This window comes from Streptomyces speibonae (genome assembly GCF_984686075.1).
Genome location: NZ_OZ480260.1, coordinates 2,434,862 through 2,449,233, shown reverse-complemented (window position 1 = coordinate 2,449,233; position 14,372 = coordinate 2,434,862). Strand labels below are relative to the sequence as shown.

Genomic DNA, 14,372 nt, shown 5'->3' with positions numbered 1-14,372 from the left:
GATCGCTGCATGCCTGGCATCACGCGCGAGGAGGTCGCCCACCTCGCCCGGCTGGCGCGTCTGGAGCTGAAGCCCGAAGAGCTCGACCACTTCGCAGGCCAGCTCGACGACATCATCGGCGCGGTCGCCCGCGTCAGCGAAGTCGCCGACCAAGACGTACCGCCGACCTCGCACCCGCTCCCGCTGACCAACGTCATGCGGCCGGACGAGGTCCGTCCCTCGCTCACCCCCGAGCAGGCGCTCTCCAGCGCCCCGGCCCAGGAGCAGCAGCGTTTCAAGGTGCCGCAGATCCTGGGGGAGGAGTAACCCGCATGAGCGATCACATCATCAGGCTCACCGCGGCCGAGACCGCCGCGAAGATCGCCTCCGGCGAGCTCACGGCCGTCGAGGTCACCGAGGCCCACCTGGCCCGGATCGAGGCCGTCGACGAGAAGGTGCACGCCTTCCTGCACGTCGACCGCGAGGGCGCCCTCGCGCAGGCCCGTGCCGTCGACGAGAAGCGGGCCAAGGGGGAGAAGCTCGGCCCGCTGGCCGGTGTCCCGCTCGCGCTCAAGGACATCTTCACCACCGAGGGCATCCCGACCACCGTCGGCTCCAAGATGCTCGAGGGCTGGATCCCGCCGTACGACGCGACGCTCACCAAGCGGCTCAAGGCCGCCGACGTCGTCATCCTCGGCAAGACCAACATGGACGAGTTCGCCATGGGGTCCAGCACCGAGAACAGCGCCTACGGGCCGACCGGCAACCCGTGGGATCTGACCAGGATTCCCGGAGGCTCCGGCGGCGGGTCGTCCGCCGCGCTCGCCTCGTTCCAGGCGCCGCTCGCCATCGGCACCGACACCGGCGGGTCCATCCGCCAGCCCGCGGCCGTCACCGGCACCGTCGGCGTGAAGCCGACCTACGGTGCCGTGTCCCGGTACGGCATGGTCGCCTTCTCCAGCTCCCTGGACCAGGGCGGCCCCTGTGCCCGTACCGTCCTCGACGCGGCCCTGCTGCACGAGGTGATCGCCGGGCACGACCCGATGGACTCCACCTCCATCGACGAGCCGGTGCCCCCGGTCGTCGAGGCGGCCCGCAACGGGTCCGTGGCCGGGATGCGGGTCGGCGTCGTCAAGCAGTTCCGCGGCGAGGGCTACCAGGCCGGTGTCGTCCAGCGGTTCGACGAGTCGGTGGAACTGCTGAAGGGGCTCGGCGCCGAGATCGTGGAGCTGGACTGCCCGTCGTTCGACCTGGCGTTGTCCGCCTACTACCTGATCGCGCCCTCCGAGTGCTCCTCCAACCTCGCCCGCTTCGACGGCCTGCGCTACGGCCTGCGGACCGGCGACGACGGCACGCGCTCCGCCGAGGAGGTCACCTCGCTGACCCGCGCGGCCGGCTTCGGTGACGAGGTCAAGCGCCGGATCATGCTGGGGACGTACGCGCTCAGCTCCGGCTACTACGACGCGTACTACGGCAGCGCCCAGAAGGTCCGCACGCTGATCAAGCAGGACTTCGACGCGGCGTTCGAGCAGGTCGACGTGATCGTCTCCCCGACGACGCCCACCACCGCCTTCCCGATCGGCGAGCGCGCCGACGACCCGATGGCGATGTACCTCGCCGACCTGTGCACCATCCCGACCAACCTGGCCGGCAACGCCGCCATGTCGCTGCCCTGCGGCCTCGCGCCCGAGGACGGGCTGCCGGTCGGACTGCAGATCATCGCCCCGGTCATGAAGGACGACCGCCTCTACAAGGTGGGTGCCGCCGTCGAGGCCGCCTTCGTGGAAAAGTGGGGCCACCCGCTGCTCGAGGAGGCTCCGTCGCTGTGAGTGCACTGACCAAGGCCAAGGGCTTCAAGAAGTCCAAGTCCGGTACGTACCTGTCCATGGCGGCCACCGCCTTCGGCGCGATCGGGGTCGCCAAGCGTGTCAAGAAGGCGCGGCTGGAGAAGGACACCCTGGTCCTCATCGACGCCACCGTGTCCGCCGCCGCCATCGTCACCGGCCTCGCCATCCTCTACCGCGAGCTGAAGCGGCTGGGCGACGACGACGTCCTGCTGGGCTGAGAGGGAAGTTTCACCGTGACCACCACGACCGACCTGGTGTCGTACGAGGACGCGCTCGCGTCGTACGACCCCGTCATGGGCCTCGAGGTCCATGTCGAACTCGGCACCAGGACCAAGATGTTCTGCGGATGCTCGACCGAGCTGGGCGCCGACGCCAACGCGCAGACCTGCCCGGTCTGCCTCGGCCTGCCCGGCGCTCTCCCGGTCGTCAACGCGACCGGCGTCGAGTCCGCGATCAAGATCGGCCTCGCGCTGAACTGCGAGATCGCCGAATGGTGCCGCTTCGCCCGGAAGAACTACTTCTATCCGGACATGCCGAAGAACTTCCAGACCTCCCAGTACGACGAGCCCATCGCCTTCAACGGCTACCTCGACGTGCAGCTGGAGGACGGCGAGGTCTTCCGCGTGGAGATCGAGCGCGCCCACATGGAGGAGGACACCGGCAAGTCGACGCACGTCGGCGGTGCGACGGGCCGTATCCACGGGGCCTCCCACTCGCTGCTCGACTACAACCGCGCGGGCATCCCGCTCATCGAGATCGTCACCAAGCCGATCGTCGGTACCGGCGAGCGCGCTCCCGAGGTCGCCCGGGCCTACGTCCGCGAGCTGCGCGAGCTCATCCGGGCGCTCGGTGTGTCCGAGGCCCGGATGGAGATGGGCCAGATGCGGTGCGACGTCAACCTGTCGCTCATGCCGAAGGACGCCGACACGTTCGGCACCCGCAGCGAGACCAAGAACGTCAACTCGCTGCGGTCCGTCGAGCGCGCCGCCCGGTTCGAGATCCAGCGGCACGCCGCCGTGCTGTCGTCCGGCGGGACGATCGTGCAGGAGACCCGGCACTTCCACGAGGACACGGGGTCGACGACCTCGGGCCGGGTGAAGGAGGAGGCCGAGGACTACCGGTACTTCCCGGAGCCCGACCTGGTGCCCGTGGCGCCCGCCCGCGAGTGGGTCGAGAAGCTGCGCGAGGGGCTGCCCGAGCTGCCGCTGGTGCGCCGCAACCGGCTCCGTGAGGAGTGGGGGATCTCCGGCACCGACATGCAGGCGATCCTCAACGCCGGTGCGCTGGACCCGATCGTCGCCACCATCGACGCCGGTGCCGACGCGGCGTCCGCCCGCAAGTGGTGGATGGGTGAGCTCGCCCGCGCCGCCAACGAGTCCGGCACGGCGCTCGACGAGCTGGCGATCACCCCCGAGCAGGTCGCCCGGGTCGCCGCCCTGGTGTCCGAGGGTTCGCTCAACGACAAGCTGGCCCGTCAGGTCATCGAGGGCGTGCTCGCCGGTGAGGGCACCCCGGACGAGGTCGTCGACAAGCGCGGTCTGAAGGTGGTCTCCGACGAGGGCGCGCTCACCGCGGCCGTGGACGAGGCCATCGCCGGCAACCCGGCCATCGCGGACAAGATCCGCGGCGGCAAGGTCGCGGCGGCCGGTGCGCTGGTCGGTGCCGTCATGAAGGCCACGCGCGGCCAGGCGGACGCGGCCCGCGTGAAGGAGCTGATCCTGGAGAAGCTGGGCGCCGGCGAGGGCTGAGTTCTCCGGGCCCGAGCCGGAGGGGACGGATGTGTCCCCTCCGGCTCAGCCGTGTGTCAGGGCCTGCGGCCCACCACACGGGCGAAGCCCAGGGTGCGGCCCCGGTCGGCGCGCAGCAGGTCCGCGTTTTCCCGGCTCATCCGCACGTGGAACTCCTCCGTGCTCTCCTCGGCGACGACGTCGCACCAGAGCAGCCACTCCTTCCAGCCGTCCTCCAGCCAGTCGGCCGTCTCGACCGCCACGGCACCGCTGCGGGTCCAGTGACGGCGCCACCAGGCCGGGCTGTGGAACGACCAGAACGCGGGGTCCCAGTGGGGCTTCAGATGCTCCGGCGGTTCCACGCCCCGCAGTTCCTCCGGGACCGCCGGGACGACGATCCCGATCCGCCCGCCCGGCTTCAGCAGCCGGGTGAGCGTCGGGAGGTAGAGGTCGTCCGTGCCGAAGTAGTGGTAGGCGTCGATCGAGACGATCGCGTCGAAGCTCTCCTGTCCGAAGGGCAGGTCGTGCGCCTCGGCGAGCACCGGCAGCACCTGGTCGGCGAGGCCCGCCTCGGCGATGCAGCGCGCGTTGTCGTCCGGTGCGATCCACAGGTCGGCCGCGGTGACCCGCACGTCGTACTCCCTGGCCAGGAAGACGGACGTCATGGCGCGTCCGCAGCCCAGGTCGAGCACGCGCGCGCCGGGGCGCAGGCTGTCGAGGCCGAGGGCCGGGGCGAGCCACTCCAGCAGCCACAGCGCGTGCGGGCCCATCGCGTTCTCGACGGTCCAGCGGGGGTCGTAGGCGCTGCTGCGGGGATACCGGGGGAGTGTGAGGCGGCTAGCGAGGTCGTCGTGCGTTGTGTTCGATGTGATGTCCGACATCGGTGAACGGGCTCCTTGGGGCCGTGAAGAGGGAAAAGATCGGCTCGGAGATCGGACGGACAAGCATCAAAGCACCTGCTTCGGACGTGGGCGGGCTGCCGCGGGGCAGAGGACCGGTGGACGCTAGCAGGCGGGCGGCGGGGGCCGCATCCGGGTTTTCCGGACCGACGCGCTACGCTCCCGCGCCATGAGTGGACCCGCTGATTCCGACCTTCCCCAGGACGCTCGGGCCGACGACGTCGATGGCGTCGATGACGTCGATGACGTCGAGGAAGCCGACGAGGCCGAGAGAGAGGGAGAGGCGCGGCGGGCACGGTGGGCCGCGGTCGGCACCGGGAGCGTGCTCGCCCTGGCGGGGGTGGCCGCCGCGCTGCTCCGGACCACCGGTTCCGCGCCGGCCGTCGTGCCCGCCGCGTACGCCTGCGGGGCCGCGGTCTGCGGCCTCGCGGCGGTGCTGGGGGCCCGGGGGCGTACCCGCTGGGCGTTGTGGCTGCTGATCGCCGGACTCCTGGTCATGGCGCTGGGGGACCAGTTCGACTGATCACCGCGAGAAATGTGAGTTAGTCCACGAAAGCGACAAACGATCATTTTCGCCTGCAAGAGTGTCAGTGCATTGCTCATGCGTTCTTTGCGGGTTGTTCGTTCTCAGCACGACTGTTCCCGGCCAAAGATCCACACCGAGTCACCCTGGGAGCACGTTCGTGGCAGCCCTAGCACGCTGGTGTGTCCAACGCCGTCTCGTCGTCGTTCTGCTCTGGCTCCTCGCCCTCGGCGGGGTGGCGGCGGGCGCCTTCGCCGCCGGTTCCGCATACTCGAACGACTACAAGGTGCCCGGTACCGAGTCCGGGCGGGCCGCCGAGCTGCTGAAAGAGGGCTTTTCGGATCTTGGCGGTGACAGCGACACCGTGGTCTGGCACACCTCGTCCGGCAGTGTCCGGGACAGCGGTGTCGAGCAGAGCATGACCCGCACCCTGGACCGGATCGAGGGCCTCCCCGGCGTCGCCGCCGTGAGCGGCCCGTACGACGACGGGGGCGCCGGACGGGTCAGCCAGGACGGCCGCACCGCCTACGCCACGGTCGTCTTCGAGGACCAGAGCAAGGACATCGACGCAGGTGAGGCAGCTGCCGTGGTCGACACGGCACAGAGCGCCGAGACCGACGAGCTGCGCGTCGAGCTGGGCGGCAGTGCCGTCGGGCTCAGCGAGTCCTCCGGCGGGCACACCGCCGAGATCGTCGGTGTGCTGGTCGCCGCCGTCGTCCTCCTGATCGCCTTCGGCTCGCCCGCCGCCGCGCTGCTGCCCATCGCCACCGCCCTGGTCGGCGTGGGGACCGCGTACTCGGGCATCGTGCTGCTCGGGCACGTCATGACCGTCGCCGACTTCGCCCCCATGCTGGGCATGCTGATCGGGCTCGGCGTGGGCATCGACTACGCCCTGTTCATCGTCACCCGGCACCGACGCGGGCTGAAGCGCGGGCTCACCGTCACCGAGGCCGCCACCAGCGCCGTCGCCACCACAGGACGCGCGGTCGTCTTTGCGGGTGCGACCGTGTGCATCGCCCTGCTCGGCATGCTGATCCTCCGGCTGAACTTCCTCAACGGCGTCGCGATAGCCGCCTCGCTCACCGTCGTACTGACCGTCGCCGCCTCCGTGACCCTGCTGCCCGCCCTGCTGTCGTTCATCGGCATGCGCGCGCTCAGCCGCCGCGAGCGGCGCCGGCTGGCGGAGCAGGGGCCCGAACCGGAGCTGCCGACCGGGTTCGCCGCCCGCTGGTCGGCGTTCGTGGAGCGCCACCCGAAGCTGCTCGGCGCCCTCGCACTCGTCGTCGTCGCCGTCCTCGCACTGCCCACGCTCTCGCTGCACCTGGGCACCTCCGACCAGGGCAACGACCCCAAGGCCTCCACCACCCGCCAGGCCTACGACCTCCTCGCCGACGGCTTCGGCCCCGGGGTGAACGGCCCCCTCACCCTCGTCGCCGAGGTCGACGACGCCCAGGACCGCCTCGCCCTCGACAACCTCGGCACCACCCTGCGCACCACCGACGGCGTGGCCTCCGCCTCGCCGGTCACCTACGGCCAGGGCGGCGACACCGCGTACCTGACCGTCGTCCCGGAGTCCTCGCCGCAGTCGAAGGCGACCAGTGACCTGGTCGACCGGCTGCGCGAGGACGTGCTGCCCCGGACCGAGTCGGGCACCTCGCTCGACGTGCACGTGGGGGGCCTGACGGCCGCCTACGACGACTTCGCCGACGTGATCGTCGACAAGCTGCCCCTCTTCGTGGGGGTCGTGATCGGCCTGGGCTGTCTGCTGCTCCTGCTGGCCTTCCGCTCGATCGGCATCCCGCTCAAGGCCGCCGCCATGAACGTGGCCGCCGTCGCCGCGGCCTTCGGCGTGGTCGTGGCGATATTCCAGTGGGGCTGGGGCAGCGAACTGCTCGGCCTGGGCAGCTCCGGCCCCATCGAACCCTTCCTCCCCGTGATCATGGTGTCCGTCCTCTTCGGGCTCTCCATGGACTACCAGGTCTTCCTGGTGAGCCGGATGTACGAGGAGTGGCTGGAGACCGGGGACAACCGGCGCGCCGTCCGCGTCGGCCTCGCGGAGACCAGCCGGGTGATCAACTCCGCGGCCGTGATCATGATTTCGGTCTTCCTCGCCTTCGTCCTCAGCGGCGACCGCGTGATCGCCATGTTCGGCATCGCGCTCGCCGCGGCCGTCGCCCTCGACGCCTTCGTCCTGCGCACCCTGCTGGTCCCCGCCCTCATGCACCTCCTCGGCGGCGCCAACTGGTGGCTGCCGCGCTCGCTGGACCGGATCCTGCCCCGGATCAGCATCGAGCCGCCCGAGTGCCGTGCGGCCCATGAGAGGCTGGCCGCCGCCACGGACGCCGAGGTGGCGAACGTACTGGCCGAGGAGGAGCAGCAGCGGGATGTACGCGATACGACTGGGTGACGACGAGGCCGAGCTGCGCCCGCTGGAGCCCTGGCACGCCGAGGAGTTCCTCGCCCACCTCGACCGGGGCCGGGAGTTCATCAACCGGTACATCCCCTTCGGTGCCCGGGCCACGGACGTGGCCGGCGCGCGGGAGGTGCTCCAGCGGTACGCCGACTGGCGTGCCGCCGACACCGCTTCCCTGCACGGGGTGTGGCTGGATGGCCGGCTCGTGGGCGGAGTGCTCACCCTGAACTTCGACGCCGGGAACGGCACCTGCGAGGTCGGCTGCTGGCTGGAGCCCGCCGCCACCGGACGCGGGCTCGTCACCCGCGCGATGCGGGTGCTCATCGACTGGGCGGTCGAGCAGCGCGGCATCCACCGCGTGGAGTGGGTCGCCGCGGCCGGCAACGGACCGAGCATCGACGTCGCCCGGCGGCTCGGCATGAGGCGCGACGGCGTGCGCCGCGAGGCCCATCTTCACCAGGGTGTGCGTCACGACCTGGAGATCTGGTCCGTCCTCGCCCCGGAGTGGCGCGCCCGCGATCATTAAGCGGCCTCTCATGGAACGTCCGTACGGTGCCGGGCATGGGAACCAGGACAGTGGACGAAACCGGAGCCGACACCGAGCGCGACGAGACGGCGGTGGAGGCCACTGAGCCCGACGACGCCACCGGGACGGACGAGCAAACGGAAGCCGGGACGGAAGTGGGGACGGAAGCGGGGACGGAAGCGGGCACCGGCGAGACGTCCGAGGACGAGGACCCGTCCGGTGTCGGGCAGGGCGCCGCCGCGATCGTCTCGGCGGCACTGGGCCTCGTCTCGCTCACCGGCGGCTGGCTCGGCACCGTGGCCGCCGCGCGGGAGACCCTCGTGGGCCAGCTGGAGACGGCCGCGGACGCCGGCGTCGCCACCCAGGTCAAGGAGGTGTACGGCGACGCCTGGCACACCACTGCCCTGTGGGCCGGCCTCTTCGCCCTGACCGCGCTCGTCGTGGGGGCCGTGGTGCTCGCGCGGCCCGCCTTCGGAACGCCCGGCCGGATCGTCCAGGCGCCCTGGATCAAGTCGGTCGCCTGGGCGGGTGTCTCGCTGGGCGTCATCGGACTGCTGCTGGCCGTCCTCAAGTACACCGACGTACTCATGGGCCTGCCCGCGACCAGTTGAGAGCAGACGGGACAGGTCTTAGGAGGGTCCGCCGCACCCGGCGACCCTCCTAAGCGGCTTCTAAGGCCCCGGGCCCCCTCGAAGATACGGAAGTCTCCCGATGTGGCCGACCCACCTTGGAGACGAAGGTGGAGGCATCGCAGAAAGCGACGTCGACACCGACTCCGCCAGGGGGATCCCGTCATGTTCGAGTACGCACTTCACCGGCTCCGCCACGACGAGCTCGTCCGCGAGGCCGAGCACGAGCGTCAGGTCCGCGAGGCCCTGCGTCTTCGCCGTGCGGCCCGCCGCGAAGCCGCCGCACGCGGCGCCGAGCCGGAGAGCCATACCGACCGCCGCCGCCCCCGCTTCGCCCGAGCCGCATGACCCACGCGAGCACGCACGGCGACCGCACGGGGGTCGGCCGCCGTCCCACCCGGGCCGGGCCGTACCGGGTCAGCTTTGGCGGGGCTTCGCGGCCGGGTGGCGGGGCGGCTTCGGTCGCGCCGGCTGTCGTGGCCGGGTCGGCCGCTGGGCCCTCCGGGTCGGGCCGTGCATCCGCGGGTGATCCGCACCGGGTCGAGCTTCGACGGGGCTTTGCGGCCGGGCGGCCGGGGGGCTTCGGTCGCGCCGGCTGTCGTGGCAAGGTCGGCCGCTGTGCCCTCCGGGGACCAGTTCTCTGCCTGGTAATCGGGGGGCGGGTCCACGCCGAGTGGCGGCTCGTTCGGGGCGGGGCGGGATCGAGTACGGCTTCGCGGACGGGCGGCACCCGTCGGGTGCGGGAGGGCGTCGGCTGCCCGTATCGGGCCGGGGCCCACCGCACGGCGGCCCGGGGCTGGTGCCGGTCCGGGTCCCGTGAGGCTGCGGTGGCCGGTGGGCCACGGTCGCGATGGCTGCCGCTGCCCTTCCGGGCGTTGGTCCGCAGGCGACGTCGGGTGCGGGAGGGTGTCGGCTGCCGGGGCGGGGGCCGCAGCACGGCGGGCCGGGTCTGGTGGCCGGTGGGCCCGGCGTTCGGATCGCGGGCGGGAGCCGGGGGTGGGGCAGAAAAGCGGTGACGGGTGGGGGGAGGGGCGTGCGATGCTCGGGGGCGTGGAGACCAAGTCCGTCAGTCCGGTGTTCGTCGGTCGTACGTCCGAGTTCGGGACCCTGAACAGCGCGCTCGAGCGAGCCGGGGCCGGTGAGCCGCAGGCGCTGCTGGTCGCCGGGGAGGCCGGCGTCGGCAAGACCCGCCTCGTCGAGGAGTTCGCCGCGGCGGCCCGCCGCAAGGGCGCCGTCATCGCACTCGGCGGCTGCGTCGAGATCGGCGCCGACGGACTGCCCTTCGCCCCCTTCTCCACCGCCCTGCGCCAACTGCGCCGCGAGCTTCCGGAGCAGCTCGCCGCCGCGGCCTCCGGGCAGGAGTCGGAGCTGGCCCGGCTGCTGCCCGAGCTCGGCACCGCCGCCGCCCGCGAGGCCCGCCGCGACGAACAGGGCATGGCCCGCCTCTTCGAGCTCACCGCCCGCCTGCTGGAACGGGTCGCCGCCGAGCACACCGTCGTCCTCGCCCTGGAGGACCTGCACTGGGCCGACGCCTCCACCCGTCACCTCCTGGCCTATCTCTTCCGCACCCTGCGCACCGGCCGCCTCGTCGTCCTCGCCACCTACCGCTCCGACGACATCCACCGCCGTCACCCGCTGCGCCCCCTCCTCGCCGAACTCGACCGGCTCCGCACGGTCCAGCGCGTCGAACTCGGCCGCTTCAACCGCGAGGAGGTGCACCGGCAGATCGCCGGCATCCTCGCCCGCGAACCCGAAGCGGACCGGGTCGACGACATCTTCGAACGGTCCGACGGCAACGCCTTCTTCGTCGAGGAACTCGCCGTCGCCGCCGACGAGGGCTGCTGCACCGGCCTCACCGACACCCTGCGCGACCTGCTGCTGGTCCGGGTCGAGGGCCTGCCGGAGAGCGCCCAGCGGGTCGCCAGGATCGTCGCCGAAGGCGGCTCCACCGTCGAGGACCGGCTGCTGGCCGCCGTCGCCGGACTCGCCGAGGACGACCTCATCGAGGCCCTGCGCGCCGGCGTCAACGCCAACATCCTCTCGCCCGCCTCCGACCGCGACGGCTACCGTTTCCGCCACTCCCTGGTCCGCGAGGCCGTCAGTGACGACCTGCTGCCCGGCGAGCGCTCCCTCCTCAACCGCCGCTACGCCGAGGCCCTGGAGGCCGACCCCACCCTCGTCCCCGCCGACGAGCGGGTGACCCGCCTGGCCAGCTACTGGTACCACGCCCACGACGCGGCCAAGGCCCTGCCCGCCGTCCTGGACGCCTCCGTCGCGGCCCGCAGACGGCACGCCTACTCCGAGCAGCTGCGCCTGCTCGAGCGCGCCATGGAGCTGTGGGACGCCGTCCCCGACGCCGTGCGGGACACCCTGCGCCCCGTCGACTACGCCGAGGCCTACCCTCCGTGCGGCTGCGACCCCGAGACCACCCCGCTGCGCTATCTGGACCTGATGGCCGAAGCCGCCGTCGCCGGCCGCCGCTGCGGGGAACGCGAACGCTCGATGAAGATCACCAAGCGGGCCCTGCGCCTCCTGGAGGAGGACCCCGACCCGCTGCGCGCCGCCTGGTTCTGGGTGCAGCGCTCCCGGCTCACCCAGGCCCTCGCCCGCGGCGACGGCTGGGCCGAACTCGGTACCGCGCAGGACCTGGTGCGCGGACTGCCCCCCTCCGAGGTGCACGCCGAGGTCCTCGCCGCCGCTGCCAACTGGTCGATGCTCCACGAACCCGGCCCGGACGCCATGACCGCCGCCGAGAGCGCCGTCGAGTACGCGCGCATGGTCGGCGCCCACGACATCGAGCTCAACGCCCGCCTCACCCTGGGCGGCCTCATGGTCGACGCCGGTGACATCGAGGCCGGGCTCGCCGAGATGTACGAGGTCAAGGACCGGGCGATCGAACTGTGCGTGGACATGGTGGCGGCCCGCGCCCATGTGAACCTGCCGTCCGTCCTCGAAGGCGTCGGCCGCTCGGAGGAGGCGGTGCGGCTCCTCGAGGAGGGCGTCCACGTCACCCGCAGACTCGGCCTGCCGGACTCCGAGGGCTGGGTGTGGGGCAACCTCGCCGAGTCCCTGCACTCCCTCGGCCGCTGGGACGAGGCGGCGCTGGCCGCGGACAGCGCACAGCATCTCGAGCAGAGCGCCAAGCCGCGCGCCGGGGGCTCCATCCGTCTGGCGTACCTCGCCTACGACCGGGGGGACCTGTCCGAGGCGGCCCGCCGTCTCGCCGACGCCCGCACCTACTTCGGCACCCACGACCCGATGCCGCAGTTCGCCCTTCCCATGAGGTGGGTCGCCATCGGGCTCGCCGCCGCCGAGGGCCGCCTGGCCGACGCCCGCGCCCAGCTGCTCGCCGCCCTCGACACCGGCCTCCCGCCCGGCACCCAGCGCTACGGCTGGCCCCTGCTGCTCGCCGCCACGACCGCCGAGGCGGACGCCCACGGCGACGCGGCGGCCGAACCCGGCCGCCCGCAGATCCTGGAGCGGATCCGCAAGGCGGCGAAGAACCTGACGACCGGGGTGCCCGTGTGGCGGGCCTACGACCTCTGGCTGCGTGCCGAACTGCTGCGCGCCGAGGGCAGGCCCGAGCCGGACGAGTGGTCCGCGGCCGTCGAGGCGGTGGAGCCGCTGGGGCGGCCCTACGACCTCGCACGCGTGCGCTACCGGCTCGCCGAGGCGCTCCTCGCCTCCGGCGCGGGCGACGACGAACGGGCCCGGGCCACGGAACTGCTGCGGCTGGTCGACGCCGTCGCCGGCCATCTCGGCGCCGCGCCGCTGGCCCGCTCCGCCGCCCTGCTGGCCCAGCGCGCACGCCTCGTGCTGGCCCCCGCCGTCCGGGAAGCGGACGCGGAGCCCGCCGATCCGGCCGAGGCACTCGGGCTCACCAGCCGGGAGCGCGACGTGCTGCGCCTGGTAGCGGCCGGCCACACCAATCGCCGTATCGCCGAGGAGCTGTTCATCTCCCCGAAGACGGCCAGCGTCCACGTCTCCAACATCCTCGCCAAGCTGGGGGTCTCCGGCCGCGGAGAGGCGGCGGCGGTGGCCCATCGGCTCGGCCTGTTCCCGGCGGCGGCCGGTCAGCGGCTGGCGGCGGGATAATGGGTGTACGACGCATGCGGCCCTGGGAAGGGGAGCGATGTTCAACGCCTTCGAGGAACTGTTCGCCCCCGGCCGCAAGCACACGCGTGACGAGCAGAACCGCCTGGAACTGACCCGGGAGGACGTCGGCGACGCCGACCCCGGACGCGGACCCATAGACCTCGCGTCCGGAAAGGTCACGGTGCGCCCGGCGCCGCCGGAGGAAGAGGCCGACGAGGACCCCGGGCCGGCTAGCTGACCTGGAGTTCCAGGATGCGGTCGTCGTCGTCCTGCGGGTTGCCCCGGCCGTCCGTGTTGCTGGTGACCAGCCACAACTTGTCGCCGCCCGCCGGGACGACCGTACGCAGCCGGCCGTACTCGCCCTCCAGGAAGGCCTCCGGTTCCGCCGAGGCCGCCGTGCCCTTCAGGGGTATGCGCCACAGGCGCTCCCCGCGCAGGCCCGCCATCCAGATCGACCCCTCGGCGTAGGCGATGCCGCTCGGCGAGGCCTCGTCCGTGCTCCACTGGTCGATCGGGTCGTGGAAGCCGCCGTCGTCGGACCGGCCCTCCGCCTCCGGCCAGCCGTAGTTGTCACCGGGCTCGATCGCGTTCAGCTCGTCCCAGGTGTTCTGGCCGAACTCCGAGGCGAACAGCCGCTGTTCGGTGTCCCAGGCCAAGCCCTGCACATTGCGGTGGCCGTAGGAGTACACCGGGGAGTCGGAGAACGGGTTGCCCGGGGCCGGTTCGCCCTCCGGCGTCAGGCGGAGGATCTTGCCGCCCAGGGAGTCCTTGTTCTGGGACAGGCCGGTGTCCCCGCTCTCACCCGTGCCCACGTACAGCATCTTGTCCGGGCCGAAGGCGATCCGGCCGCCGTTGTGGATCACCCCCTTGGGGATGCCCCGGAAGACGGTGTCGGGCTGGCCGAGCTGTTCTCCCGCGGGCTTCTTGTCGTCGTGGATCAGGCGGACGATGCGGTTGTCCGAGGCGGAGGTGAAGTAGGCGTAGATCATGTGGTCCGACGCGTACTCGGGGGAGAGGGCGATGCCGAGGAGGCCGCCCTCGCCGGACGGCTCCACGCCCGGCACCTCGCCCAGCTCGGTCTTCTTTCCGGACTCCCCGTCGACCAGGGTGATCGTCGCCTCGTCGCGGGACGACACCAGCAGGTCGCCGCCCGGGAGGGGGGCCAGGCCCCAGGGGCTGGCCAGGCCCGTCGCGACCGTGCGGGTCACCTTCACCGAGCCCTTCGCGGGCGGTGTCTCCTCTCCGGTACGCTCCGGGGCCGACGACCGGGTCGCCGTGTCACTCGGGGGGGCGCTGCCGTCCCCGGCAGCCGCTCCTCCTCCGTCGTCGGAGGAGCAGCCGGCCGTCAGCAGGAGCGCGGCGGCGGCCAGTACGGCCGTCACGGCTCGATGTCGCACGATGTCGTCCCTTCCACGCGGCGGGTTCTACCTGTCATACACCGCCCGCGCCTCCCAGGTTCCCGAACCCCCAACCCCGCAACCCCCGGAACCCTCCCAACCCCGCAACCCCCGGAACCCTCCCGGGTCCCGCAACCCCCGGCACCCCTCCCGCGTCCCGCGCGCCCCGGCACTCCGGCTCCCGGAAGCCCCGGGCCTCCCCGGGTTCGCGGCCCCGCGTTCCCTCGGACTCCCGGATTCTGCGTCCGCCCGGCCTCGGAATGCCGGGTTTCCCGGCGCTCCGGGTTCCGAGCCGGGCCCCGGTGCCGAGCGGCAAGGGGCCCCGGGGCAACCGGCA

Annotated in this window: 13 protein-coding genes; 11 read left to right on the top strand and 2 right to left on the bottom strand. The window is 72.4% G+C overall.

Annotation, left to right across the window (positions count from 1 at the left end; all coding sequences use genetic code 11):
- Positions 1-9: 9 nt before the first annotated feature.
- Genes gatC through gatB form a run of 4 tightly spaced genes read left to right on the top strand, consistent with a single transcriptional unit; the run spans position 10 to position 3,574 of the window.
- The gene (gene gatC, locus AC5L3C_RS10690) at positions 10-306 is read left to right on the top strand and encodes an Asp-tRNA(Asn)/Glu-tRNA(Gln) amidotransferase subunit GatC (protein ID WP_125504077.1); all 297 of its coding nucleotides are present in this window, start codon (positions 10-12) and stop codon (positions 304-306) included.
- Between the two features lie 5 nt (positions 307-311).
- Entirely contained in the window at positions 312-1,808 is a 1,497-nt protein-coding gene (gene gatA, locus AC5L3C_RS10685; protein WP_493648673.1) for an Asp-tRNA(Asn)/Glu-tRNA(Gln) amidotransferase subunit GatA, read from the top strand.
- Entirely contained in the window at positions 1,805-2,044 is a 240-nt protein-coding gene (locus tag AC5L3C_RS10680; RefSeq protein ID WP_004983148.1) for a hypothetical protein, read from the top strand. The genes gatA and AC5L3C_RS10680 overlap by 4 nt, the downstream gene beginning before the upstream one ends.
- A gap of 15 nt (positions 2,045-2,059) precedes the next feature.
- On the top strand, positions 2,060-3,574 hold the full coding sequence (gene gatB, locus AC5L3C_RS10675) for an Asp-tRNA(Asn)/Glu-tRNA(Gln) amidotransferase subunit GatB (RefSeq protein WP_493648671.1): 1,515 nt from the start codon (positions 2,060-2,062) through the stop codon (positions 3,572-3,574).
- 56 nt (positions 3,575-3,630) lie between these two features.
- Here gatB and AC5L3C_RS10670 read toward each other — a convergent pair whose 3' ends face one another.
- Positions 3,631-4,434 (bottom strand): SAM-dependent methyltransferase, encoded by an 804-nt coding sequence (locus AC5L3C_RS10670; protein ID WP_493648670.1) that lies wholly within the window; start codon positions 4,432-4,434, stop codon positions 3,631-3,633.
- Between the two features lie 187 nt (positions 4,435-4,621).
- Here AC5L3C_RS10670 and AC5L3C_RS10665 point away from each other — a divergent pair, with 187 nt between their 5' ends.
- From AC5L3C_RS10665 to AC5L3C_RS10635, 7 genes are all read left to right on the top strand, one after another.
- Positions 4,622-4,975, top strand: coding sequence for a hypothetical protein (locus AC5L3C_RS10665; RefSeq protein ID WP_493648668.1), 354 nt, complete (start codon positions 4,622-4,624; stop codon positions 4,973-4,975).
- 160 nt (positions 4,976-5,135) lie between these two features.
- A complete protein-coding gene (locus AC5L3C_RS10660; protein WP_493648666.1) occupies positions 5,136-7,382 on the top strand; it encodes an MMPL family transporter in 2,247 nt (748 codons plus the stop codon).
- On the top strand, positions 7,360-7,914 hold the full coding sequence (locus AC5L3C_RS10655) for a GNAT family N-acetyltransferase (RefSeq protein WP_493648664.1): 555 nt from the start codon (positions 7,360-7,362) through the stop codon (positions 7,912-7,914). The genes AC5L3C_RS10660 and AC5L3C_RS10655 overlap by 23 nt, the downstream gene beginning before the upstream one ends.
- Positions 7,915-7,949: 35 nt before the next feature.
- Positions 7,950-8,525, top strand: coding sequence for a hypothetical protein (locus AC5L3C_RS10650; RefSeq protein ID WP_493648663.1), 576 nt, complete (start codon positions 7,950-7,952; stop codon positions 8,523-8,525).
- A 183-nt stretch (positions 8,526-8,708) separates the two neighbouring features.
- Positions 8,709-8,891, top strand: a complete 183-nt coding sequence (locus AC5L3C_RS10645; RefSeq protein ID WP_493648660.1) for a hypothetical protein — start codon at positions 8,709-8,711, stop codon at positions 8,889-8,891.
- A 690-nt stretch (positions 8,892-9,581) separates the two neighbouring features.
- A complete protein-coding gene (locus AC5L3C_RS10640; protein ID WP_493648659.1) occupies positions 9,582-12,638 on the top strand; it encodes a helix-turn-helix transcriptional regulator in 3,057 nt (1,018 codons plus the stop codon).
- A gap of 37 nt (positions 12,639-12,675) precedes the next feature.
- Positions 12,676-12,876, top strand: coding sequence for a DUF6191 domain-containing protein (locus AC5L3C_RS10635; RefSeq protein ID WP_125504067.1), 201 nt, complete (start codon positions 12,676-12,678; stop codon positions 12,874-12,876).
- Here the strand turns inward: AC5L3C_RS10635 and AC5L3C_RS10630 are convergent.
- The gene (locus tag AC5L3C_RS10630) at positions 12,869-14,035 is read right to left on the bottom strand and encodes a PQQ-dependent sugar dehydrogenase (RefSeq protein ID WP_493648656.1); all 1,167 of its coding nucleotides are present in this window, start codon (positions 14,033-14,035) and stop codon (positions 12,869-12,871) included. The two genes, AC5L3C_RS10635 and AC5L3C_RS10630, sit on opposite strands and share 8 nt — an antisense overlap.
- Positions 14,036-14,372: the final 337 nt, after the last annotated feature.